Source organism: Chryseobacterium sp. C2(2020) (assembly GCF_014218915.1).
GTDB lineage: Bacteria > Bacteroidota > Bacteroidia > Flavobacteriales > Weeksellaceae > Chryseobacterium > Chryseobacterium mucoviscidosis.
In genome coordinates this window covers 159,342-185,866 of record NZ_JACLCT010000002.1, presented here as the reverse complement: position 1 = coordinate 185,866, position 26,525 = coordinate 159,342, and the positions used below count along the sequence as shown (strand labels likewise).

The 26,525-nt window shown below is 34.3% G+C and carries 20 protein-coding genes; 15 read left to right on the top strand and 5 right to left on the bottom strand.

All coding sequences use genetic code 11. From position 1 onward, the window contains the following. Positions 1 to 20: 20 nt before the first annotated feature. From H6W52_RS02125 to ppk1, 5 genes are all read right to left on the bottom strand, one after another. Positions 21 to 3,062, bottom strand: coding sequence for a choice-of-anchor I family protein (locus H6W52_RS02125; protein ID WP_116096086.1), 3,042 nt, complete (start codon positions 3,060 to 3,062; stop codon positions 21 to 23). Between the two features lie 188 nt (positions 3,063 to 3,250). Then, on the bottom strand, positions 3,251 to 3,403 hold the full coding sequence (locus H6W52_RS02120; protein ID WP_157967229.1) for a hypothetical protein: 153 nt from the start codon (positions 3,401 to 3,403) through the stop codon (positions 3,251 to 3,253). Next, complete coding sequence (locus H6W52_RS02115) at positions 3,400 to 4,053, bottom strand: NAD-dependent epimerase/dehydratase family protein (RefSeq protein ID WP_087709170.1); 654 nt, start codon at positions 4,051 to 4,053, stop codon at positions 3,400 to 3,402. Before H6W52_RS02115 ends, H6W52_RS02120 begins: the two co-directional genes overlap by 4 nt. Before the next feature lie 243 nt (positions 4,054 to 4,296). Then, positions 4,297 to 5,181, bottom strand: coding sequence for an exopolyphosphatase (locus H6W52_RS02110; RefSeq protein WP_116096090.1), 885 nt, complete (start codon positions 5,179 to 5,181; stop codon positions 4,297 to 4,299). Beyond that, entirely contained in the window at positions 5,178 to 7,250 is a 2,073-nt protein-coding gene (ppk1, locus tag H6W52_RS02105; RefSeq protein WP_116096092.1) for a polyphosphate kinase 1, read from the bottom strand. The genes H6W52_RS02110 and ppk1 overlap by 4 nt, the downstream gene beginning before the upstream one ends. 456 nt (positions 7,251 to 7,706) lie before the next feature. Here ppk1 and dnaK point away from each other — a divergent pair, with 456 nt between their 5' ends. The 15 genes from dnaK (at position 7,707) to H6W52_RS02030 (ending at position 26,514) form a co-directional block, all read left to right on the top strand. After that, on the top strand, positions 7,707 to 9,599 hold the full coding sequence (dnaK, locus tag H6W52_RS02100) for a molecular chaperone DnaK (RefSeq protein ID WP_116096094.1): 1,893 nt from the start codon (positions 7,707 to 7,709) through the stop codon (positions 9,597 to 9,599). A 241-nt stretch (positions 9,600 to 9,840) separates the two neighbouring features. Further along, complete coding sequence (locus H6W52_RS02095; RefSeq protein ID WP_228457504.1) at positions 9,841 to 10,392, top strand: helix-turn-helix domain-containing protein; 552 nt, start codon at positions 9,841 to 9,843, stop codon at positions 10,390 to 10,392. Continuing rightward, positions 10,389 to 11,645, top strand: coding sequence for a site-specific integrase (locus H6W52_RS02090; protein ID WP_185216435.1), 1,257 nt, complete (start codon positions 10,389 to 10,391; stop codon positions 11,643 to 11,645). The genes H6W52_RS02095 and H6W52_RS02090 overlap by 4 nt, the downstream gene beginning before the upstream one ends. Beyond that, complete coding sequence (locus H6W52_RS02085) at positions 11,642 to 12,469, top strand: hypothetical protein (protein ID WP_078704778.1); 828 nt, start codon at positions 11,642 to 11,644, stop codon at positions 12,467 to 12,469. The genes H6W52_RS02090 and H6W52_RS02085 overlap by 4 nt, the downstream gene beginning before the upstream one ends. A 130-nt stretch (positions 12,470 to 12,599) precedes the next feature. Further along, on the top strand, positions 12,600 to 12,938 hold the full coding sequence (locus H6W52_RS02080; protein WP_078704777.1) for a helix-turn-helix domain-containing protein: 339 nt from the start codon (positions 12,600 to 12,602) through the stop codon (positions 12,936 to 12,938). A gap of 5 nt (positions 12,939 to 12,943) precedes the next feature. Continuing rightward, a complete protein-coding gene (locus H6W52_RS02075; protein ID WP_185216432.1) occupies positions 12,944 to 14,116 on the top strand; it encodes a VapE domain-containing protein in 1,173 nt (390 codons plus the stop codon). Between the two features lie 245 nt (positions 14,117 to 14,361). After that, the gene (locus H6W52_RS02070; RefSeq protein ID WP_185216430.1) at positions 14,362 to 15,237 is read left to right on the top strand and encodes a toprim domain-containing protein; all 876 of its coding nucleotides are present in this window, start codon (positions 14,362 to 14,364) and stop codon (positions 15,235 to 15,237) included. Positions 15,238 to 15,362: 125 nt separating this feature from the next. Then, positions 15,363 to 15,812, top strand: coding sequence for a plasmid mobilization protein (locus tag H6W52_RS02065; RefSeq protein WP_185216428.1), 450 nt, complete (start codon positions 15,363 to 15,365; stop codon positions 15,810 to 15,812). Then, positions 15,805 to 16,695 carry a relaxase/mobilization nuclease domain-containing protein gene (locus H6W52_RS02060; protein WP_185216426.1) on the top strand — a complete coding sequence of 297 codons (891 nt, stop codon included), beginning with the start codon at positions 15,805 to 15,807 and terminating at the stop codon, positions 16,693 to 16,695. The genes H6W52_RS02065 and H6W52_RS02060 overlap by 8 nt, the downstream gene beginning before the upstream one ends. Before the next feature lie 5 nt (positions 16,696 to 16,700). Beyond that, the gene (locus tag H6W52_RS02055; RefSeq protein WP_185216424.1) at positions 16,701 to 17,297 is read left to right on the top strand and encodes a hypothetical protein; all 597 of its coding nucleotides are present in this window, start codon (positions 16,701 to 16,703) and stop codon (positions 17,295 to 17,297) included. A 133-nt stretch (positions 17,298 to 17,430) separates the two neighbouring features. Then, positions 17,431 to 18,984 (top strand): type I restriction-modification system subunit M, encoded by a 1,554-nt coding sequence (locus H6W52_RS02050; RefSeq protein ID WP_185216422.1) that lies wholly within the window; start codon positions 17,431 to 17,433, stop codon positions 18,982 to 18,984. Beyond that, a complete protein-coding gene (locus H6W52_RS02045) occupies positions 18,974 to 20,128 on the top strand; it encodes a restriction endonuclease subunit S (RefSeq protein WP_185216419.1) in 1,155 nt (384 codons plus the stop codon). Before H6W52_RS02050 ends, H6W52_RS02045 begins: the two co-directional genes overlap by 11 nt. Before the next feature lie 3 nt (positions 20,129 to 20,131). Continuing rightward, positions 20,132 to 22,873, top strand: coding sequence for a TrlF family AAA-like ATPase (locus H6W52_RS02040; protein ID WP_185216417.1), 2,742 nt, complete (start codon positions 20,132 to 20,134; stop codon positions 22,871 to 22,873). Between the two features lie 181 nt (positions 22,874 to 23,054). Next, a complete protein-coding gene (locus H6W52_RS02035) occupies positions 23,055 to 24,521 on the top strand; it encodes a DUF262 domain-containing protein (protein ID WP_185216415.1) in 1,467 nt (488 codons plus the stop codon). A gap of 1 nt (position 24,522) precedes the next feature. Further along, positions 24,523 to 26,514 carry a DUF262 domain-containing protein gene (locus H6W52_RS02030; RefSeq protein ID WP_185216413.1) on the top strand — a complete coding sequence of 664 codons (1,992 nt, stop codon included), beginning with the start codon at positions 24,523 to 24,525 and terminating at the stop codon, positions 26,512 to 26,514. The last annotated feature ends 11 nt before the right edge of the window (positions 26,515 to 26,525 follow it).

Here is a 26,525-nt window from a genome sequence, read left to right as displayed (position 1 = left end):
TCAACTAAATACTATATAATCTACTTTACAATAACTCTTTTCAGATGTCCTTCGGAAGTTTTTATAAGATACACTCCTGTGGAAAGCATCGAAGTATCGATTGTTAAAGCATTTTTCTCTTTTCCGATCAACTTTCCGGACATATCATACAATTCATAGTCCTGCGCTCTGTTGAAATACAGAATATTTCCTTTTGTTACGGGATTCGGGAATACATTGAAGGTTGCTTTTTCAGATTTTACCTCTCCGATTGCCAAAGTCGGGGCATTGGCAATTTCATACATCGATAATGTACCGCTGATTTCATTGGCAACAATTACATATCCTTTTCCGGTCGTTGTATTTTCTGAGGCAATGTAGATAAGTCCTTCAGGTCCGTTATCGCCTCCGTATGCAGAAGTCATTCTCGAATGTTTGTAATCCGTAAAAGCAGGATTGTTAGGATCGGTAATATTATAAACCATCACACCGCCGGTTCTTTCCAGTGTGATGAAAGCGTACGTTTGTCCGTTAATATTTCCTAACGCCACTCCTTCCGGTTCAGGACCTTTTGCACGGCTTCTGCTTTTAACAGTATTGGACTCATTATCTGCATTAAAGATCAATGGATGATTGGCAGCAATATATCTCTCAAAACGGTCTCCGCTGTCGTAGACGATCTGTTTCGTATCTGCATTGAAGATCGAGAATGAACGTGCTCCCAAAGCTGCAATTTCCTCAAAATCTGCATCTCCGTCTGTATTTCCGGTTGCATTGGAAACTCTGAATCTTCCTAAATTATAAGAAGCTTTTAAAACAGAAGCCTGTGGGAAAATAGCGGGATCTAAAGCATAATCATTCGCACCTACTGTAGTTCTTTCACTGAATCCTGTAAGGTCTTTTTCGTCGCCTTCATTGGCAGTGACGATATAATTAGTTCCTCCAACTTTATAATTCTGAATGCCATCCGGAGTAAAATAGGTTTTTACAGGCCAGTTTGCAATTAAGATCTCTCCGTTGTTATCAGAAGCATCAAAACCGTTTCCGGGAATGCTCATGTCTTTTTTACCCAATCCCCAAATTCCTGTAATGGTTTTTGTGGCTAAATTAACTTCAGCAACTGCATTGTTTTCCTGAAGTGTAACCCATGCTTTCTGACTGTCTGAGCTAATTGTGATGTATTCAGGTTCTAAATCCTGAGAAAGCGTATTGTTTGTTCTTACTTTTCTTACACCGGTTGCCGCTAATGCAGAAACCTGAGAATCAAAAGCATTAAAATTAAGCGTCGTAACATTGCTTTGCGTAAGATTCGCAATTCCGCCTGAAATATCAATAATGCTGATTGTTCCTTCTGGATCTACGGTATAAGCATCGTTCGGCTCGCCTTCATTGGCGGTCATTACTTTTGTTCCGTCCGGTGAAAAAGTAATCATATCCGGTAAAGCTCCTACGGTAACCTGCTTCAGGAAATTTCCGTTGATATCAAAGAAAACTACAGAACCGTTCAGTTGCGGATTGGTATTTGGAGAAGCCGCAGCAATAATTCCGTTTTTCACGGCGATGCTTGTAATTCCGCCGTAAGGAGCCATATTAATGGTATTAACAACTGTTGGCGAAGTAGGATTGCTGAAATTGATAATATCAAAAACATCGGTGATGGAACTGATGGTAAATAATCTCTGTGTGGCAGGATCATGAACCACAATTTCCGTAGAACTGGTATTGGTTCCCGAAGGATCAAAACTTCCGATATAATTTAAAGAGATCTGATGAGTTGGAACCGGAGCGGGTTTATCATTATCAACAATATAAACTGTTGCATTGCTGTCTCCCGAAATGATTGCCCCGACCGGATTTTCAAGGCTTACTACAAAATATTCAGCCTGCTGTTCTTCCAGCGAATCATCGGTGATCGGGATGTTTACGGTATAACTCGTTGTGGAAGGAGTAAGATTAATTGTCTGATTCGTTAGTGTAAAGTCGCCGCTGTTTGCTGTGCTGAAAGGAGCAGGTTTCACCACCAAATTCACTGTTGAATTTGACGGATTCGTAACATTTATTTTAAATGCTAAAGTACCGACATTTTCATTGACTTTAATAAAATTTTTATCCAGAGAAATTGAGGTTCCTGCGGTGGTAAAAGTGGTGGAAGTAACTGCTGTAACCGCATTATCACTGGTGTCTTCTACCATATTGGGTTTTAAAGCCAGATAATACGTTTGGTTCGGGGTTAAAACTACAGTCGGGATTACTGTAATTTTATTGCTGGAAAACGCAGTTGTAAAGGGAACCTGAGAACCTGAAGCATTTCCAAGACGGAAATCGACAAGCATTTGTGCATTAGAATCGTTGATCGCGGAATTGTCTGTTAATCTTACACTTTCATTAAAAGAAATCGTGGGATTTACAGTCGTTAAAGCATTATTTGCGTTGTTTGAGGGAAGGTAAGTTACGGTGGGAGGAGTAGTATCGGCTGCGCTAATGGGGGTTGCATCTACGGTAAAATTATCGAAACGGTTGTTTCCCACAGTTCCTCCTGAACCTTGTGAGAATTCAACTTTAAGTTTAAAATTAGGATTGTTGGCTACTCCGGAAACGGCTGAAAAGTCTAACGTAATGAGCTGCGGATTGGCATCTAAAGGAGAAACCGTCTGAAAAGTAACGAAATTCGTTCCGTCCACAGAATATTTCCACGTCTGCGTTCCTGCTCCGGAACCGGATCTTCTTGTCGTAAATTTCACTACAACATTATTGTATCCTGTTGTTGGCAAATTGAACTGAAGGTTTCCGTTGATCGGGAAATTATAGCGTAAATGCGTTCCTGAAACATCTCCGTTTCTCGCATTTAAATTGTCGACGTTGAAGTTTTGCCCTGTTCCATTGGCAAAATCTACCTCAGTAGTTCCATTGGTTACGGCAGTCATCGAACCTCCCAATAAAGTGGAAGTCGGTGCAGTGATGGAAGCTGCTGAAGCATTGTTGTTGAAATTCCAGTAATGGATAAGAGCGTTCTGCCCGAAAACCGCTCCCTGAAGAAAGAATGCGGCGACAACAGAACTTTTTAACAAGTAGTTGTTAATCATTTTTACTTACTTTAAATTTATGCAAAAATGAAGGTTCTACTTTGCAAAGATTTTAAGCAAATTTTAAAAAATGATTAATAAATAAAAGATAAAAATAAATTTAAGTTAATAATGAGATGATAAGGCAAGGAAAAAATAAATCGATTTCAGTTGAAATGATTTTAGAACGGATGATTCCCAAAAATATTTTATTTTGAGACCTGACCGGAAAAACGCAGATTTTTACCCGTGAATTTATTTCCTTCCATGGGATGCTTCTGCATATAAAAAAATCCTGAAATTGCCGTCAGAACCAGTAAAATAAAAGCTACCAGAAAAATTCTTTTTAACATTTCCTTCATATCGCAAGATTTTTAATGTCCTTAATTTCTAATGTTGAGGTGGGATATCCTTTTAAGACGGCATTGATCATTGCAATACCCACTTCATGTAAAGTTAATGATTTTGAGGGTAATAAAACAGGGAAAACCCAAATAAACGGCTTAAAAAACCATTTTACATTTTCCTGACCTTCAACAGGTTTCATAAATCCCGGTCGGAAATTGTATGCTGCCCTGAATCCTAATTTTCTAAGTGCATTTTCCGTTCTGCCTTTTACTCTTGCCCACATCATTTTTCCGCTTTCTGTTTTGTCCGTGTGCGCTCCTGAAACATAGTTGAAAACCATATCCGGATTCTGATTGAGAACGGCCTTTGCGAAATGAAGCGTTGTATCATAGGTAATCTTCGTATATTCCTCCTCGCTCATTCCTACACTGCTGATTCCCGCGCAGAAAAAGACGGCATCATATCCTTTGAAATTTTCATCATTCAGATCTATCTTTAAAAAATCTGAAACTATATATTCTTTTAATTTGGCGTGTTTTTTACCCGACGGTTTTCGGCTTACACTGAGGATTTCAGAAATGTTCGGATTCTCTAGACATTCCATTAAAACGCCTTCACCTACCATTCCTGTTGCTCCCGTGAGAATTATTTTTATTGAATCCATTTCTTTACTGTTATTACTGTTGTTGACGTTTTCAGGAATATTTTTACTTTATGTGGTATCAAAAATTATACAATTTTTTTGCGTTTTTTGAAATTTGGGTATTATTTAACCTAATTGATAAGGGTTTGATAGTTTCGGCGGCGGCGAAGCCGCCGCCGAAACTATCAAACTAACTCGTAAACCTTTGCCAAAATAAAAAACCGGTCAGGATATGACCGGTTCTATGATTTATTAAAGTAAATCTTACTTTTTCTCCTGTAGCTTAGTATAAATATTGTGGATTAATCCATCCGCAACAGATATTTTCGGAACAAAAATCCTGTTGATTTCCGACCATGACATCACGTTATTGAAGATCTGTAAAGCATGAACCAAAACATCGGCTCTGTCTTCGCGGAGATTATATTTTGTCATTCTTTCATCAACCGTAAGATCATCAAACTCCTTATATACCTTTTTAAGATGAGAAAGCGACATCGGTTTACCGTCTTTCGTTTTGCTCATGGAGAAAACTTTGTTGATATTTCCTCCTGAACCGATGGCAACAATCGGCTTTTTGCTGTTGATATTTTTTCGGATTTCTTCCTTCATATCTTTCCAGTTGTCGGGCGTTACCAGATTGTTCAGCAAACGGATGGTTCCGATATTAAAAGACTTTTCGTACTTCATTTTTCCGTTTTCGTAGAAAGTAAGCTCTGTAGAACCTCCGCCGACATCAATATACAAATAAGCAAATTCTTTATCCAGTCCTTCGGCCACATGATTTTCAAAAACCAGAGTAGCCTCTTCATCACCGGAAATAATTTCAATATTAATTCCTGATGTCTTTTTAACCTCTTCAATAATTTTCTGTCCGTTTGAAGCATCACGCATTGCACTCGTGGCACATGCTCGGTAATGTTCAACATCATAAATTCTCATCAGATCGCTGAAAATCTTCATGGAATCGATTACCATTTTTTCCCTTTCTTCGCCGATTTTTCCTAAGGTAAAAACATCCATACCTAATCTCAGTGGTATTCTCAAAAGATTAAGTTTGATGAATTCGGGCTGTTTATTGTTAATTTTTACTTCATTAATCAAAAGTCGGGCTGCATTACTTCCTATATCTATGGCTGCGATCTTCATTTTTTCTTTGTTTTGGCTTTTAAATATCGATAGGTTTCAATCTGAGAACGGCATTCTTCCTTCGGATTGTGAATGTACTCGTTGCTCAGTTTTTTGTCTAAAATACGTGCTTTTACATTATCTTTCAACTGTATGTCGAGAATATCTTTCAGTTCTTTCTTCAGATTTTTATCCGTAATCTTTGCGGCAGCTTCAATTCTGTAATCTAAATTTCTCGTCATCCAGTCTGCGGAAGAAATATACATATCTTCGGCTCCTTTGTTGTAAAAATACATTACTCTGGCGTGTTCCAGATATTCATCTACAATGCTTATTGCCTTTATTTTTTCTTTAAAATCTTTCTGATTGACAGCGCAGTAAATTCCTCTTACAATCATTCTGATGACAACTCCGGCTTGTGCTGCTTCATATAGCTTTTCAATCAGGGAACGGTCACTTACCGAATTGGCTTTAACGATCATTTCTGCGTGTCTTCCCACTTTGGCTTCTTCAATTTCTTTATCAATGTGATGTACAATCTTTTCACGCATGAACTGCGGACATACGAGAAGATTTTTGCAGGTTTTTAAAATCGGAAGATAATCGTCTTTCGGTTTTTTCAGAACATTGAATACCTTATTAATATCTGCCATAATTCCGCGGTCCGCAGTCATTAATAAATGATCTCCATAAATTCTCGCAGTTTTCTCATTGAAATTTCCGGTACTTACGAAACCGTACTGGATTGTTTTATTATGAGATCTTTTTTTAATGACACATAGCTTTGCGTGAACTTTTTTATTCGGAATTCCAATGAGTACAGTGATGCCTTCCGGTTCCAGCATTTCCTTCCACTCCAGATTAGATTCTTCATCAAATCTTGCCTGAAGCTCAAGCATTACCGTCACTTCTTTACCATTTCTTGCCGCATAAATTAAAGCATTGATGATTTTCGAGCTGCTCGCTAAACGATAGGCTGTGATCTGAATCGACTTTACATCAGGATCCATTGCTGCTTCACGAAGAAGATCAATTACAGGATTGTATTTGTGATAAGGGAAGGTAAGAAGAACATCATGTTTCAGAATAACATCCGTTACTCTTTCCGTGTTTTCAAAAGCAGGGTGGGTAAAAGAACTTCTTTCAACAGGTTTTTCATACTTCTCAAAAACATCAGGGAAATCCATGAAATGTTTAAAATTATGAATTTTTCCTCCGGGAATAATGCTGTCTTTTTTCGTCAGGTTTAATTTTCGGATCAGCATTTCAAGAAGTGCCTTATCCATATCTTTATCGAAAACGAAACGGGTTGGTTTTCCTTTTCGCCTGTTTTTTAAGCCTTTTTCAATTTTTTCGGCAAAATTAGTCCGGATATCATTATCGAGTTCCAGCTCGGCATCTTTCGTTACTTTAAAAGCATTGGCTGCAAATTCATCATATCCGAAATAAGAGAAAATATGGGGTAAATTGAAGGTGATGACATCTTCCAAAAGCATTACATTTTTCTCTTCCACATCTTCGGAAGGAAGCAAAACAAATCTTCCTACAAATCTTGAAGGAATTTCAATAATGGCGTAATTACTGGAATATTGCCAGTCTTTTTTCCTCATCGCAACACCCAGATAAAGACTTTTATCCCTCATATAAGGCATCGGTGTATTCTCATGAAGCAGAATAGGAATGACGTTGGATTCTACCACTTCATCAAAATATTTTCTTACAAACTCTTTCTGATTAGCAGATAAATTTTTAGCTGTTTTAATATAAACATGATGTTCCGCCATTTCAGCAAGAATTTTCTTCCAGGTTTTGTCAAAATTCTGCTGCTGTCGCATCACAATATCATTGATCTTCTGGAGAATTTTGGAAGGCGGCTGATAAAAAGATTCTGCAATTACTTTTTCTTTGAAATCCATGGCGCGCTTTAAACCTGCAACCCGCACACGGAAAAATTCGTCTAAATTGTTGGAGAAAATTCCTAAAAAACGGATTCTTAAATGTAAAGGGACTTTTTCGTCCATGGCTTCCTGTAAAACCCTCTCGTTGAAGGCAAGCCAGGTAATATCTCTCGGATTGAAATGTAATGACATTCTCTAGTGTATAATTTATCAAAAATAATAATTCGTGGTATCTTTTGAAACCTTTTTGCGTTAAGCTTTAATTAAATTTTAGAGCCAAAAAGATTCTGAAACCGGATGATTTTTGTAATCCATTAAAGTTATTAAAACTATCTGAAAAATTGCAGTTCCGTTCTGTATTTTTAATTTAAAATAAATGAATTATATAATAAATAGCCGTTAAGTGACAAAATTGATATGGTTTAACAAGTATTAAAACGTTTTGTGACAAAAATTCAAATCATTTAAAAAGTAAAGTTTAGGTTTATTTTAAACTGTATTTCTAAAATTTTCAAGCTGAAAAATAAAATTATTTTTTCCTGTTTCAGATTGTTTCTGTCAATTTGTCACAAAATTTTGAATGGTATAAATATTGAGAAATACTGAGTGTAAATTAAAATTAAAAATTAGAAAAAATATAAAAATATTATGAGTAAAATAATTGGAATTGACTTAGGAACAACCAACTCTTGTGTTGCTGTAATGGAGGGTAAAGACCCTGTTGTTATTCCTAACGCAGAAGGTAAAAGAACAACGCCGTCTATCGTTGCGTTTACAGAAGATGGCGAAAGAAAAGTAGGAGATCCTGCAAAAAGACAGGCGGTAACAAATCCAAAGAAAACAGTATATTCAATTAAAAGATTCATCGGAACTCACTTTAAAGAAGATGCGAAAGAAATTTCAAGAGTACCTTATGAAGTAGTTTCCGGACCAAACGATACCGTAAAAGTAAAAATCGACGACAGAGAATATACTCCACAGGAAATTTCTGCAATGACGCTTCAGAAAATGAAGAAAACTGCTGAAGATTATCTTGGTCAGGAAGTAATAAGAGCGGTAATTACGGTTCCTGCATACTTCAACGATGCACAGAGACAGGCTACGAAAGAAGCGGGTGAAATCGCAGGTCTTAAAGTAGAAAGAATCATCAACGAGCCTACTGCTGCTGCATTGGCTTACGGTTTGGATAAAAACCATAAAGATCAGAAAATCGCGGTATACGATTTAGGAGGTGGTACTTTCGATATCTCTATCCTAGATTTAGGAGATGGTGTATTCGAAGTATTGTCTACAAACGGAGATACACACTTAGGAGGTGATGATTTTGATGATGTAATCATCAACTGGATGGCAGATGAATTCAAATCTGAAGAAGGAGTTGACTTAAAGTCTGATGCAATCGCATTACAGAGATTGAAAGAAGCGGCTGAAAAAGCAAAAATCGAGTTGTCTTCTTCTCCACAAACTGAAATCAACCTTCCATATATCACAGCTACGGCTACAGGTCCTAAACACTTAGTGAAGACTTTAACGAAAGCTAAATTCGAGCAGTTATCTGCGGATTTGGTAAGAAGATCTATGGAGCCGGTTGCTAAAGCATTGAAAGATGCAGGTTTATCTACTTCAGATATCGACGAGGTAATCTTGGTAGGAGGTTCTACAAGAATCCCGATCATCCAAGAAGAAGTTGAGAAATTCTTTGGTAAAAAACCGTCTAAAGGAGTTAACCCGGATGAGGTTGTAGCAATTGGTGCGGCAATTCAGGGAGGTGTACTAACCGGAGACGTAAAAGACGTTCTTTTATTAGATGTTACGCCACTTTCTTTAGGTATCGAAACAATGGGTTCTGTTTTCACTAAATTAATTGAAGCAAACACTACGATCCCAACTAAAAAATCTGAGGTATTCTCTACAGCTTCTGACAACCAGCCAGCTGTAAGCATCAGAGTAGGACAGGGAGAAAGACCAATGTTCAACGACAACAAAGAAATCGGTAGATTCGACCTTACAGATATTCCACCTGCACCAAGAGGAGTTCCTCAAATTGAAGTAACATTCGATATTGATGCAAACGGTATCTTAAGTGTTTCTGCTAAAGATAAAGGAACGGGTAAAGAACAGTCCATTAAAATTCAGGCTTCTTCAGGTCTTTCTGACGAGGAAATCGAAAGAATGAAGAAAGAAGCTCAGGAAAATGCTTCTGCCGATGCTAAGAAAAAAGAAGAAGTTGAAATCTTCAATAAAGCAGACGGATTGATCTTCCAGACTGAAAAGCAACTGAAGGAGTTTGGTGAAAAATTATCTGCTGATAAAAAAGCAGCTATTGAAACTGCTCACGGAGAACTGAAAACAGCTTTCGAAGCTAAAAATGCAGATGATGTAAAAGCTAAAACAGAAGCTTTAGATGCAGCTTGGATGGCAGCTTCAGAAGAATTGTACGCAGCAGGACAACAGCCGGGAGCTGATGCAGGAGCACAAAACGGAGGAAATGCAGGAGGTGCAGAAGATGTACAGGATGCAGACTTCGAAGAAGTCAAGTAAGTACTGATTACTATCAATTAACAATAATTAGCAAATCGCTGTAAATATACTATTTACAGCGATTTTTGGTTTTTAGCCATTTTTTGTTTTGCTTGTTTTTGATTGATTTTTACCCTATTTTTGTATCATATCTGTACCGAGCGTTAAATACAGAATATGTGCGCCTTATTAGGTCTTATTATATTTTAACTAAGTTTAAATATCTATAGAATCAAAAAAAATTGTAATGGGTTTTAGTAAATTGAAAATTCCAAAAATTTGCGAGTTCTGCGAAAAACCGTTCGAAGCTAAAACAGTTACCACAAGATTTTGCAGTAAATACTGTTCGGAAAAAGAAGGGAAAAGACAAAAGCGAATTGCAAAAGATTTGGAGGAAAAACAATCGCTTTTAGAAAAGTCTGTTAAGAAAATTGCAGAAATACAAACTCGCCCCTATATTTCAGTTAGTGAAGCGGTAGTTCTTTTCGGAATTTCAAAAGATACCATTCGTAGATTAATTAAAAATGGAAAGATTCCTGCACATAATTTTGGAGAAAGACTTACTAGGGTAAGTAAATTAGATTTAGAATTAATGTTCACTTCGGTTGAACTTCCACCGAAAAAAGAAGAGAAATCAAAACCTAATTTCGAAGTTGGGAATTGCTACACGATTACGGAAATCAGTGAAAAATTTCATGCTGATCCGGGAACCGTAAATAATGTAATTAGGAGAAACAAAATACCAACAAAGAAAGTGGGAAGTTTTGTTTATGTTCCAAAAGATGAAATCGATAAAATATTCGCAAACAGATGAAAGAATTAACCAAAACAAAAGTCACCGTTCGGCTTCGAAAAGCGGAGGATAGAAAGGAATGGTACATTTATTTGGAAAGTTATCCTGTTCGGGTTGCCGGAAAGAAAGTTCCTCAGCGTATTAGAGAATATCTCAACAGAAGTGTAACCACAGTGGATTTTGATAAAAAAAGAGTAGCAAGAACTACAGAAAGTTCCGTTTCTTACAAACCAAAAAGAAATGACAATGGAATCATTATTTGTAAGAGTGATAATGATATTGAAACCATGTTGTATGCCGATGCAGCAAGAAAATTACGGCAAAAGGAATACGACAACGCTGATCTTTATAGTGAATTAGATACTATTCAAGCTGAACAGAAAGAAAAGTCTCAGGAAAATTTTATCAAGTTTTTTGAAGCTGTAATAAAGAAGCGACATAAAAACAGTTCAAGTTCAATTATTATAAATTGGGAAAGATCTATCGAATTTTTGAAAGAGTTTGCTGGAGAAACGATAGTGTTTTCTCAAATTGACTTTAAATTTTGTGAGGATTTTAAATCGTTTCTACTGACCGCTAAAAGAGGAGGAAACAAAGATGGAATACTTTCACAAAATACTGCATCAACGTATTTTTCTGTTTTCAAAGCAGCATTGAAACAAGCTTTCATTGATGGCTATTTTACCACAGATATTTCTGCAAAAATCAAAAGCATTCCTTCTCAGGAAACCAGAAGAGAATACTTAACCATTGAAGAATTGAATACATTAGTAGAAACACCTTGTGAAAACGATGTATTGAAACGTGCTGCACTTTTCTCAGCATTAACAGGTTTGCGACATTCCGATATTCAGAAATTGAAGTGGAATGAAATAAGTTTTGAAGGTAATCAGCCACGAATCAACTTCACGCAAAAAAAGACAAAAGGAGTAGAATATATGCCGATTTCTCAGCAAGCTTTAGAGATTTGTGGAGAACCGAAATCTCCCAATGATCTAGTTTTTGAGAATTTAACGAATCCGTCTTGGATTAATCGTCCATTGAAAAATTGGGTAGCAAAGGCAGGAATTAATAAAAATATTACGTTCCATTGTTTTCGTCACACGTTTGCCACTTTGCAATTATCCAATGGAACGGACATATATACCGTTAGTAAAATGCTTGGTCACACGAATGTTAAAACGACTCAAGTTTATGCAAAAGTGATAGATGAAAAGAAAAACAAAGCAGCTGAAGCTATTCAATTAAAAACACTCTCAAAAAATAGAAAATGAAACAGGATTATCGAGATATTTTAATTCAAAATCTTGCTATTATTATTGGTGGAGTAATTACAGGTTTAGGAGTAAGGTTGATAGTGCTTGAAAAAGGAGCTGATGAATTTACTGCAAATAGTATTTTTTGGGTTATCAATTTCGTATTTATTTTATTGTATTTGGCTTTTGTTACTTTTGGGATTTCTCTTATAGAAATATTCAAACAAATAAAAAAGAAATTTTATAATAAGAATAATGTTGAAAAACAAGAAGCTGTTCCAAATGATGTTAGTATAGATAATTTTGAGAAATTAGAATTGAATGAAGAACCTTTACAAAATCTCCCAACTATTATTGAAGAAGAAAAACTAACTTCTGAAGTTGAAAATGAAATTTCAAATACATTATTGGAAGCTGAAAAGCCAGTTGAACTTTCTGATATTGAAAAAATAAGAATTCAAGCGAAATCTGACAACGAAAAGATCCTTCAGGGAAAGTTAGATTTTATTGTCCAATACACAAAACAAAAATTTGCACCGTACGCTTCTGATGAAGAAATTCTTAGATTTTGCACGTATCTTGTAAATTTCCTTAAGGATGGTAAAATTGAGAATGTAAATCCAATTAAGGTAGAAGTTCTTGGTACTATTGATTTAAAGCATTTCGGATGGAATGTCTGGAATCATTACAAGGGAAAAAATGAAAGAAAAGATGTTGCGAAGTTTTTAAAGACAGTATTCCCCTATACTTTTAATGATACGGTGCTGCCAACAATAGAAAAACAACTTACTTCAAGAAAAAATGAAGGATTAATAAAAATTGAAGATAACCTGCTTCAATAAAGGAAAATACAATTAATATTGATTAATAAACCTCCTATGATATCAGTATGATTTAAACATTCTTTATCATACAAAAAACACACACAGAACATAAATTATCATTGCACCATAACAATCATAAACGATACTTATGGATGCGCACGAAATCAACTTTGAAAATCTGCCAAGAGCAGTCGCACATTTGGCAAATGAAATTGCCGAAATCAAATCAATTGTAGAGCAAAAACAAGTTTCTACAGTTCCTACCAAAAAAATTCCTATTGACATTTCCGAAGCTTGTAAAATAATAGGTAAAGCAAAACCGACTATTTATACGCTTGTTCGGGAACGGAAAATTCCATGTTACAAAAACGGAAAGAAACTCTATTTTTTTGAAGAGGAACTTTTAGATTGGATTTCTAAAGGTAAAAAGAAAACCATTCAAGAGATAGAAGCCGAAGCGAGAGCGAATTATAAGAATCTAAAATAATTCTGATGCATTCGCCACAAAAACGGTATCAAACCGAAACAGGTTCTGTTACGGTATTTGATAAAGTGATTAAATATCTGAATCACAAATATCAAGTCAGATACAATGAAATTGCTTTGGAATTTGAAATCCGAACGGAAAACGAAGATTGGGACGAATTGAATATCAATTCCCTGTTTATTGAATTGATTCAATCCGGGATTAATATTACGTTGAATAAGTTGGAAATTTTACTGAAAAGTCATTGGATAGAGAAATACAATCCGATTCAAAATTACTTTGAAAATCTACCAAAATGGAACGGCGAAAATCACATTCAAAAATTAGCGAATCACATAACAATGACTGACGATGAATCATTTCAAAAGCATTTTGAAAAATGGCTGACAAGAGCAGTTTTATGCTCATTGAAGAAAGGCTACGTCAACAAACAATGCTTGGTTTTGTTCAATACCAAACAAAATTCTGGAAAAACCAGCTTTTTGAGATTCCTGATTCCAACCGAACTAGAAAAATATTACACCGAAGATATTGGAATTGATAAAGACGGATTGATTTCGCTTTGTAAATCACTAATAATTAACATAGATGAACTATCCGTCATGTCAAAAATAGATGTGAATACGCTGAAATCTTTCATTTCCAAAAATACCATTAATGCAAGACTACCTTATGACAGAAAATCGTCATTAATGCACAGAACCGCTTCGTTTTGTGGCTCCACGAATCGTTCTGATTTTCTGACGGATGAAACAGGAAGCGTTCGCTGGCAAATTTTTGAAGTGTTGGAAATTGATTTCAATTACTCAAAGGAAATCAATATCAATCAAGTTTGGGCTCAAGCATATTTCAATGCTTTTGAAAGGAAAAATTACAATCCGGAACTCACTGCCGAAGATATTTTGGAAAACGAGAAACGGAATGAAAAATACAAGCAAGTCAGTTTAGAGCAGGAAATTATTCTCACTCATTTTGAGAAATCGGATAGTAAAAATGAATTCCTCACAGCAACGGATATTATGTTGGCGATGAACAATGCATTGGGAGTTCGGTTAAACATTATAAAAATAGGAAAAGCATTAACGGTCTTGAATTATGAACGGATAAAACATTCCAAAAGGCAAGTCTATGGTTATTTAATCAAACGAAAAATCGAAGAATCAAAAAACGAAAATTAAAAACCGACTTACCTCAATTACCAACTTACCTAAAACCTTTGAAAACCACCATCAATAAGGGCTTTTCTAATAAGGTAATATTAAAATCACTTCTTACCTAAGTTACCAAAACAAATAAAAATGAAGGTAAAAAGGTAAAGAAAGGTAACTGACAAAAATTAACCAAAACACTTTCTAACAAAGACTTTGGTAGAAAGGTAAGAAGATTCTGAAAAAACTTACAAAACTTTAAAACATTACAAAAAATGAACTGCAAAACAGCTAACGAAAATATCAATATTCGGGAAATTCTAGAGAGTTTTTCTCTTTTCCCAAGCAAAGAAAATCCTAAAACAGCATTTTATTTTGCTTTTAACAGAAACGAAAGAACAGCAAGTGTAATTGTTAATTTCACTAAAAATACCGCTTTCGATTTTGGAACAGGGAAACAATACGATAATGTTTCTTTAGTTCAAGCCATTAAAAAATGTTCGGTTTCGGATGCACTCCACTATTTGAAAAGGTTTGAATATTCAATTTCAAAATATCAAAACGAAGAAAAATCCAACGAAAAGCTGACATCAAATTATGAAATTTTAGAAATCAAAAATGTTCAAAATCTCAAACTTTTGGAGTATTTAAAATCTAGAAATCTTGAAAGCCAAAATTCAGAATTAAAGGAAATTCATTATTTACTGAATGAGAAAAAATATTTCGGATTGGCTTTTCAAAATGATTCCGGAGGTTACGAAATTCGGAATCCATTGACTAAAATCTGTCTTGGAAAAAAGGATATTTCCACCATAAAAAACGGAAGTGAAACTTTGAGAATTTTTGAAGGATTTACAGATTATTTATCATTCAAAATTTTAGAAAAATCACTCGAAAAAGAACCTTCGGATTACCTTGTTTTAAATTCCGTTTCTATGCTTTTAAAAACAAAAAATGAAATTGAAAACTATCAAAAAATTGAACTTTATTTTGATAACGACCAAGCTGGAAATTTGGCAACGGAGCAATTAATTAGCCTTCATAAAAATAGTTCAGACGAACGTTTACTCTACAAAAATCACAAAGATTTGAATGCGTTTTTGATGAACAATGAAATTAAAGAAGAACGTCATCCAAAATTCGGCAGATAGATAGTGCAAAAAGTACCCAAAGTTTACAATAAGCGTGTCCGCTGATTGAAAAATTTGAACTTTTTGGTTTTTTCCTATCGTCAAAAACAGATTTTAAAACCAACAATTAAAGACAAAAAAAACAAATGGAAAATGATTTTTTGAAAACGTTTGTTCAGCAAATTTCCAAAGTGGAAGAACAAAAAAATGCAGAGCAAAAAAAGAAAAAATACTTCCAAAAATTGGGAAGAAAAGGTGGACTAAAAAAGAAAACTTCGGAACAATTTTCTAAGGTGATTTCGGTACGATTTACTGAGAAAGAATTTGAAGAAATTAGAAAGGAATCGGAAAAATTTAAGCTCACTTTTTCAAAATATTTACGGTTGATATTCACAGAAAAAGAATTGAAAATAAATGAATTTAAAACCGACGAAATTCTGTTGAAATATGGCGACAATTTTATCAAAATCCGAAACCTTTTTAGAAATAAAGAATGGACTGCTTTTGAAAATAAAAAAGAAATCTTGATGGAAATAGAATTGGTTTTGGGTTTAATCAAAAACTATCTCTATCAAAAAAATAATCGAAATGAATAACTCTGCAACCACAAGAAGAATTTCCAAAATCGCTTTGGAATATAACGGAAACGATAAAGGAAAAGCAGAAATGGTTTACAGCAAAAATCTTCTGAATGAAAATCCAGAACAACAATTTTTGGAAATGAAAACGATTGCTGACAGAAATTCTAATGTGAGGAAATGGGCTTTCACTGGATATATTTCGCCCGAAAAATCGATTGGCGACACATTATCGAACGAAGAATTGGTGAAGTTAACTTTGAAAGCATTGGGAAAAGTTGGCGTGACGGAACAAAACCAAATTCGGTTGGATATTCATTCTTCAACCAAGCAAAAACATATTCATTTTGTGGTTAATAGAATCAATATTCACGGAAAGAATACGATAAAAGCTCATAAAATAGGAGAAAGTTTCGGAAAAGCCGTTCGTGAAGTTTGCAAAGAAATGAACCTGAAAACCGACCTTGAAATTGGCATTGAAAAGAAAAATCAAATGCTAATAGATTTGAAATTTTGCTTGAAAACAGCAAAGAATTTTGAAGAACTCACCCAAAAAATGCACCAATTAAATTATAGAGTTACCCTTTCGGAGAATGTGAAAATTGGCGTTTCGGGAATGCGAATTGTTCGGAATGAGGACATTAACAATGATACACTTCGCCAATACTTTTCAGGTTATAAATTGTCTGAAATCACAAACAAACTGAAAATTGCGGATATAAAGACGATTTTGAATGAGAATCAAATGAAATTCAGTTCGGAAATTTCGGAAAATAAATCCCAAAATGGAACAGGAAAATCATTTTTCAATGAAATTGAAAATCTATCAAAAGACCTATTGAAACCTACATTTACCGCTTCAGAAGAAGAATTATTAAAGAAAAAACGAAGAAAATTTTAAACAAAATGGAAAACAAAGAAAACAATCAGGATTTTGGTTTAGAACTGCTAAAAAAAGTAATTGAAACCAACGAGAGAAACATTGAACAAGGAATAAAAGCAGAATTTGCATTCGAAGATTTATTGAGTTTAAAAGGCAAAACAGATTCTTCTTTGCAAGGAATGAATGCTATGTATTTAAAATTAGTCGAATCGCTTGAAAAAGAAAAGCAAGAAAGAGAAATTTTTTTAGAAAAAATACCAAAAACTATTGATGTCATAATTCCTGAAACAACATTGAAGCAATTCAAGGCATTTGAAAAGAAATTTAAAGCGGGGAGATATTTATTTTTTGGAAGCATTGGAATTTTGATTCTTTCAATCATTACAATTTTTTCCGTTGGAAAACTTGCTAAAAATTGGTATTCGGAAAGTATAAAAACCAAAACCGAAATTCGCCAAGAAATCCTCACCGAAATCGAAAACGAAGGAAAAAGCATTTACAAAACTTCCGATTTGGAACAACTTAAAACTAACACAGTAATTATGAATAAATGGATGCATAAAAACCCGAAAGAGGCTGAAAGTTTTTTGAAGTTTAAGGAGGGGTTTGAAAGTAGATAGATATTTGTGAATACTATCAGGATTATAAATGAGCGTTCAATAAGATGTCTTCTTTACGGTTTTCCGCTTTGTCCTTTCAATTGCTATTTGTAATTTTAACAATTGAATTACTTTATAGAAATCAACAAAACTAATGGCTAAAAAGAAAAAGGAAGAAGTACAAGAATCTATCGAGAAAACCTTATGGAAAGCAGCAGATAAACTCCGCAAAAACATCAATGCAGCAGAGTATAAAGACGTGGTTCTTGGCTTAATCTTCTTAAAATATATATCGATTGCATTTGAAAAATTACACGCAGAATTAACCGCACAAATCGATCAAGGAGCAGATCCGGAAGACAGAGAAGAATATACTGCAGAAAACGTATTCTTCGTGCCACCTTCTGCGCGTTGGTCGTTTTTACAAAGTTCGGCTAAGCAAATTACCATTGGTAAAATTGTAGATGATGGTATGGATGCTATTGAGGCAGAAAACCCACAATTGAAAGGAATTTTACCAAAAGTATATGCCAAACAAAATTTGGATCCGACCAGTTTAGGAGATTTAATTGATTTGATCGGCAACATTAATTTTGGCGGTACCCAAGAGCGTTCTGCTGATGTATTAGGACACGTTTTTGAGTATTTCTTAGGTCAGTTTGCCTTAGCGGAAGGACAAAAAGGCGGACAGTTCTACACGCCTCGTTCAGTAGTAGAGTTGTTGGTAGAAATGCTGGAACCACAAAAAGGTCGTGTATTCGATCCGTGTTGTGGTTCGGGTGGTATGTTTGTGCAGTCGGAAAAGTTTGTGGAAGACCATCAGGGAAGAATTGATGATATCTCGATTTACGGACAGGAATCCAACCAAACCACCTGGCGTTTGGCAAAGATGAATTTAGCCATTCGTGGGATCGATTCTACGGGGGTAAAATGGAATTCAGAAGGTTCGTTTTTGAACGATGCACACAAAGATTTAAAAGCCGATTATATCATTGCGAATCCTCCGTTTAACGTGAGCGATTGGTCGGGCGATTTATTGCGTAATGATGCGCGTTGGCAGTTTGGAACACCTCCAGTAGGGAATGCCAACTTTGGTTGGTTGCAACATTTTATCCATCACTTGGCACCAACAGGACAAGCGGGTGTCGTATTGGCAAAAGGAGCTTTGACTTCTAAAACGTCAGGCGAAGGCGAGATCCGTAAAAACTTAATAGAAGAGGGATTAATCGACTGTATTGTGAACTTACCTGCGAAGTTGTTCCTGAATACGCAAATTCCTGCGGCCTTATGGTTTATGCGCCGTAAGAAAGTACCGAATGCAAAATTCCGAAATACCGAAAACGAAATATTGTTTATCGATGCGCGTAATCTTGGGCATCTCATCAACCGTAGAAATCGTGAGTTGAGCAAAGAAGATATCGAATTAATTGCATCTACCTACCACAATTGGCGTAATGTAGATGGGCAGTACGAAGATGTCGCCGGTTTCTGTGCTTCGGTACCTGTGTCTAAAGTTGCAGAATTGGATTATGTACTTACGCCTGGGCGTTATGTAGGTTTACCGGATGAAGAAGACGATTTCAACTTTGTAGAGCGTTTTACGTCATTGAAAAGCACTTTAGAAGAACAATTAGCCAAAGAAGCTGAATTGAATGCCATTATTGCGGATAACCTTTTGAAAATTGAATTGCCGAAGGATGGAGAATAGAGAATGGATAGAAGGAAAACTTTTGGATATTGCCAATATTAAAATGGGACAATCTCCTAAAGGGGAAACCTGTAATAATAGCAATGGATTGCCACTTTTAAATGGACCTACAGAGTTTGGCTTAAAGCATCCTAAAGAAATGCAATATACAACTGATTCAAGAAAGGAATGTGTTCCTTTAGATATTTTATTTTGTGTTAGAGGTTCCACTACAGGAAGAATGAATTGGGCTGATAAAGTGTACTCAATTGGAAGAGGTTTAGCTGCAATTAATCATAAAAGTGGGGCTGATTACAATTATTTTATTAAAGGTCTATTAGATTATAATTTAGATTTATTGTTAGCTAGTGCAACTGGTTCAACATTCCCAAATATTTCGAGAAGTCAATTAGAGACTTTAGAAATCCAACTTCCCCCACTTCCCGAGCAAAAAGCCATTGCATCGGTATTGTCGAGTTTGGATGATAAAATCGACTTATTACACCAACAAAACCAAACCTTAGAGGCTTTGGCAGAAACTTTATTCCGTCAGTGGTTTATTGAAGAAGCTAAAGAGGATTGGGAGGATTGTACAATTGGAGATTTAGCGATTCATTCTAAGATATCAGTACATCCGAAAAAAAATCCTGATATACTTTACTATCATTACAGTATTCCTGCTTTTGATTCAAATAAAAAACCAGTTGTAGAATTTGGAAAAGAAATTCAAAGCAATAAATATAAAGTTGAAGAAAACTCTATTTTATTCTCAAAATTGAATCCACATAAGGATAAACGAGTTTGGTTGATACAAGATAGTGTAGAAGAACATGCGATTTGCTCAACAGAATTACAAGTTGTTAAACCTAAAGACAATGACTATTTGTATTTTATTTATGGTTGGTTAACCAATTCTATTTATTACAATGAGATTGCTGCAGGTGTTGGAGGAACAAGTGGTAGTCACCAAAGGATTGAGCCGAAAGCAATATTCTCAGCTCCGTGTGTAAAAATTGATAAAAATATTATCCATCAATATAATATACTTGCAGAACCATTGTTCAAAAAACAATTTGAAAATCAACAACAAATCCAAACCCTAACTAAACTTCGCGATACCTTATTACCAAAGTTGATGAGTGGTGAGGTACGGGTGAAAAACTAAATTATGAGTGAGCATATTAATAAATATCATAAAGGATCAGAATGGCGTAAATGGGACTTACATTTTCACGCCCCAAGTATATATACATGTGCGAAAAATGATCAATATGAAGGAAATGATTTGCTTGATAAGCAAAATCGTTTTATAGATGAACTTAAAACTGTTAACGATATTACTGTTTTAGGAATTACTGATTATTTTTCTTTAGAAGCATATAAATTAGTGTTGAGTAGATCTAACGAGCTATCACAGTTTGATTTAATATTACCGAATATTGAATTAAGAATAACACCTGTCACTAATGATAATAGAAAAATTAACCTTCATATAATTCCTAATACTGAAGTTTTAGATGTAGAAGAAATAGAAAGGTTTCTATATAAATTTGAGTTTGGTCCTGATAAATTAACCTGTAAAAGAGAAGATTTAATTCGACTAGGACGTAAAGCAAATTCAAGTTATAGTGATGAAGAAGCCTTTAAAAAGGGATTAAATGAGTTCGCAATTAGTTATGATAAATTCTTCGAAATTTATAATAGCTTATCAGATCGAATAAAAGAGAATATAATAATAGGAGTTTCAAATAATAGTGGAGATGGTGCTTCGGGTATTAAAGATATTCAAGGTATTCGTGAAATAATTTACTCAGGTGTTCACTTTATATTTTCTGCTCAACCTAATGATAAAATTTATTTTCTTGGAAAAGGTGTAGATAGCGAAGAAATAATTAAACAAAAGTATGGAAGTCTAAAACCATGTTTACATGGCTCCGATTATCATGGCTCTAAAGATGGTAAAAAAATATGTGTTCCGGATTTAAATAGGTTTTGTTGGATTAAAGCTGACCCTACTTTTGAAGGATTAAAACAAGTAATTTATGAACCAGAGGATCGAGTTTTAATTCAAGCAAGCAAGCCGCAAGAAAAAACGGGCTATCAAATTATAGATCATATAGAAATTATAAATGATTCTATTTTCAATAATAAAATCCATTTAAATCAAAATCTTAATTCAATTATCGGAGGTAGATCTTCAGGGAAGTCTGTTTTACTTGGTGCTATAGCGACAAAAGTAAAAACAACGAGAGCTATTGAGTTTTCGGATTCAGGTTATCAAAAATATGTAAAAGAAATCTCCGATACAATAAAAGTTATTTGGAAAGACGGAGAGGAAGAGAATAATAGAGAGGTTGAGTATTTTGAGCAAGGTTATATGCATAAAATAGCTCGAAATGAAGCTGAACTTAATAAGATTGTAAATGACATCTTAATTCAAAACGGTAAAGAACCAATTCTTGATGAATATAAGCGGTTTGTTACCGATAATTCAAAGTCAATAGCTGGTTTTGTAAGTGATTATTTTTTGCTTTTAAGAGATATCCAAGAAAAAGAAAGTAAGGTTAGAGATAAAGGTGATAAAAAAGGTATAGAGGACGAAATTGCAAAACTTAAGGGGGAGTTGATAAAGCTTTCTGTCACGGCAATAACAGACGAAGAAAAATTACATTACGAAGGAGTAAAAACATCTATTGAAGACTATAATCAACGAATTCAATCTATTACAAAGGATGTTGGATTAATTGATAAACTGAAGACAATTAGTGTAATTAAAGATAATCTTGACTATGAGTTAATATCTCTAAGTGAAGAGGTGAAAAATTCAATTTCCACTGCTCTAGATGCTATCAAAGCTGACGCTCAAAGAAAATGGTCGGAGGAGTTAGAAAGGTTACTAGCTTTAGGAAAAGCAACCATTGATGGAGCAAATCATGAAATTGAAGAATTATCAAAAGATGTAGTTTATCTGAAAGTTCTTCAAGCTTATAAAGACAATTCTCAACTCTCAGAGTATGAAGCTAAAATTAAAACTCAAACAGACAAATTATTTGAAATAAACACTTTATTATCCGAAATAGCTAATCTGAAACAGCAGGTACTTGAAATCAAAACTAAAATTACTTTAGCTCATAAATTATTTTATGAAAAAATAACAAATCTTTTAGGAAATCTTTCAGATAGTCAAGATGGGTTAGCAATTATTGGAAAATATAAATTCGAAGGAGAACAATATAAATCTATTTTAAATGCTGGATTAAACTTACAAGGTTCTGCAAATAGAGATTTAGCAGAATACAGTTATGTTGATTTTAATAGTTTCGAATCACATCAATTTAATCTTTTTGACAAATTAGAAGCAAACCAACTAACATTAAAAGGAGGTTACACTAATCAAAGCCTTATTACTTCTTTGTTGTCAACCAACTTTTTTAGTCTTAGCTATGATATAGAATATGAAGGCGACGATTTTAAAAAGATGTCTGATGGTAAAAAAGCATTTGTTGTACTTAAGCTTCTCTTGGATTTTAGTGACAAAAACTGTCCTATTTTAATAGATCAACCAGAAGATGATTTAGATAATCGAGCAATTTACAACAACCTTGTACAGTATTTACGTAATAAGAAAAAATTTAGACAGGTTATTGTGGCAACTCATAATCCAAATATTGTTGTAGGAGCAGATAGTGAACTAGTTATTTGTGCTAATCAACATGGAGAAAAAAACATCAATAATGAGAATAAGAAATTTCAATACGTAAGTGGTAGTTTAGAGCATACGTTTCCAAAATTAATTGAAAAAGAGGAAGTTTTAGAAAGCCAAGGAATACGTGAGCATGTGTGTGAAGTTCTTGAAGGAGGAAATATTGCATTCAAGCTAAGAGAAAAAAAATATTCAATTAAAGAATAGGAGAAATGACTGAAAACGAAATTGAAAGTTAAAATCCAAACCCTAACTCAACTTCGCGACACCTTATTACCTAAGTTAATGAGTGGCGAGGTGCGGGTGAAGGTATAAAAACCTAAAAGGAGCTGTGTGAAAATGCGGCGCCTTAAAGCGATTAACCAAAGCTAAATATAACCAAAAAAACATGAGTGCAGCACTTCAATTAGCCATCACAACTATTGGAGATTTACTTTTAGGTTCTACCATCAGCAAAAATGCAGAAGGTAAACCTTTAAGTTCAATCAATTTGGTGATACCACCTTATCAGCGACCATATAAATGGACAGCAAAAAATGCAGTTCAACTTTTTGACGATATCATCGACGCCAAAAATCAAAATAAAGAAACCTATCGTGTAGGAACTCTTATTTTACATTACGACAAGGCAAAATTAATCTATAATATAGTAGATGGTCAACAACGTACTATCACATTTTCCCTGCTGTTAATGGCGTTTAATGAAGGTAGTGGCGATGATATTGATTTCTTAAGGCAATCGTTAACAGACGATATGTTCAATGCCAGAAATATTCCTAATAACTACAGAACATTAGAAAGACGCATCCACAACATCTCGGATCATAGAGAACGTGCAGAACTGTACGATTACGTAAAAAATAACTGCGAATTAATTGTGGTTATTACGGAAGATATTTCAGAAGCTTTTCAATTTTTTGACTCACAAAATGCTCGTGGCAAAAAGTTGTATCCGCACGATCTTTTAAAGGCATATCACCTTAGAGAAATGAACAGTTTGGCTATTGCTGAAACAGAAAAAATCGTGAAGGACTGGGAAGATTTAGATCAGAAAAAATTGTCACTGCTGTTCAGTGATTATCTCTACCGATTAAAAGAATGGATTAAAGGTAATAGAGCAGGTGAACTGAACGAGAGTAATATCCAAAAATTCAAAGGGATTAACCATACAGGTAATTATCCCTATGCGCAATTTTTTAAAGGAGCTTATGCTTACGCTGATATGGTCAATCAATCGTCTATGCCGTTTGTAGCAGGGATGGGAGGTTTAAAACCGTTTCAGATAGATACACCCATTATTGCAGGAAAATCATTTTTTGATTATGCAAAACATTACTTCCACATTCTAAAAGATATCCAAAACAATAATAAATACGAAGGTTATTTTATCAATGATAACGAGATCGTTAAAACATTAGATCTACGCAAATATAAAAATGGTGTAGGGAATGGAATTACACGATTATTGTTTGATACTGCGATTTTACTTTATGTAGACAGATTTTGCCCAAGCGAACGTCCAACCAAAGTAGACAAAGAAATGTTAGAGAAGCAATTTGTAGTTTACGCTTTTATATGGGCGTTTTCATTAAGGGCTCAATACCAAAACTTAGGTTGGCAGTCTGCTCAAAATTATATTTTAGGAAGTGATGTTAAAAATTCATTTAATATCTATAAAATGATCACAGAAGCAGATTCACCAGTAGCATTATTAAGCCTGCTTTCGGATCATTTAAGTCCACTTTCTTGGAATAAAATTAAGGCGACAAATAACGATATACACTATCAAGAGAATGGTGTTTATCTAAATTACCTGCACTATTTCAAATTAAATAAATTTATTGAAGAAGATTAATATGGCAAGAGCTGTTTTACCACTAAAAGAACAATCGATAGACGAAATATACAATGGTAATCAGGTTACTTACGAAGTGCCGATTTATCAAAGAAATTACGCATGGCAAGATGATGAAATTTCAGCATTAATTCAGGATGTATATGACGCTTTTCTTCAAGGAAAAAACACCTACTTTATAGGTACTTTGGTGTCTTATCATAAAGGTGATCAGGTATATGAAGTAATTGATGGACAGCAACGTTTAACAACGATTAATTTGGTTCTTTCTGCGCTAGATATTTATCGTAAAAATAAATTAACGTACAGAGCTCGTAAAAAGTCGAATGAAACCATAAAAAATATTCCTTTATTTGAAAACGAAGAGAAGGATAATGGGATCATTAGCGGTTATGGATTTGCTAAAAATGCAATTAAGAAAATTATTCCTGCTGAAGATTTAGAAAGCTACAAAAAATACTTTCAAAATAATGTTCATATTATTCATTACAATGTTCCACAAGATATAGACTTAAATCATTATTTCGAAATAATGAATTCTAGAGGGGAACAGTTAGAAAAACATGAGATTATAAAAGCGCGTCTTATCGAGCAATTGGATGAAAGTGATAAAGTCAAATTTAGCCAATTATGGGAATACTGTAGTGTAATGAGTGTTTACATTCAGCAGAAATATAGGCAAAGTGCGATTTTTGGAAATAATCATCATGAATTAATAATCTCAAGTTTTGACGAATTACCACAGGTTGAAGTTGGATCGGGTAAAAAATCTATTTTGACTCTTGTAAAAAGTAAAGTTGGTGATCTTGGCGGAGCTGATTATGTGGACTTAGATACCTTCCAGCCCATCATCGATTTTTCAAATTTTTTATTAATTGTACTTAAAATAACAAGAATTTCTGAGCCCGATTTTGTGGCAACAGATTTTATTTTGGATGATAAGGAGTTGATTCGTGAATTCGACAAAATAGAATTGAATGAAAGTTTTGCAAAGGAGTTTGGCTTTAATTTACTAAAAACAAGATATTATTTAGATAACTATGTGGTGCACCATTCCAATGAAAATGATACGTTGGAAAGTAATCCATGGAAACTTCAGTTTTGGCAGAAAGAAGGTAAAAATGAATATTTGAAAAATCTGGATGGTGAAAGTGAAATTCAGCATAACTTAGTACAGTTATTATCGATGTTTGAAGTATCATTTACAGCAAGACAAAGAAAAAATTACTTGTTCTACTGCCTGTTACATCTCTTTAACGAGGGGCCAGATCTTCAAAAATACCTTCAATTCGTCAGGAATTTAGCAGATAAGTATTTTCAAGATGTTTACTTGGATCCAACAAAACTAAATGCGATCAACGTACCGAATCCAGGTAGTTTTGATAGTACTATACTTGTTGACAACAAACTAGTTGTTACGCCAGAAAATGCAGATTTGAGTTTTAACGAAGTCTATGGTGATGGAAATGTACGTTCTAACGGCATTCCATTATTCGTCTTTAATTTTCTTGATTATAAGTTGTGGGAAAAATACTTTGATGAATTACGCGGTGAAAAAACAAAAGAAGGTAGTACCGAACGTAAAATTTTCTTTGAGAATTTAGGATGTAGTGATTTTGGTTTAAAATTATTTGAACAATTCTATTTTTCAAGAACAAGAAGAAGTTTAGAACATTTTTATCCTCAAGCCAAAGCTGATGGAAACGATGGAAGACCCACCCAAGACCAGATTAATTGTTTAGGAAATTATGCAATGATTGGTAGTGAAATGAATAGTTCAGGAAACAATTGGGATCCAAATGCAAAATTAAGCCATTACCTGGATTCAGGTAAGATCAGACAAATTAGTATTGCTTCAATTAAGTTTATGATTATGATGCAGAAATGTAAAGATAATTTATTGGAAAATAATCGTAAACATGGTTTAGAATGGAATTTTGAGGACATTAAAGAGCATCAACGTAAAATGGAATCAATTTTAAGTGTGAATTAAAAATAAACAAC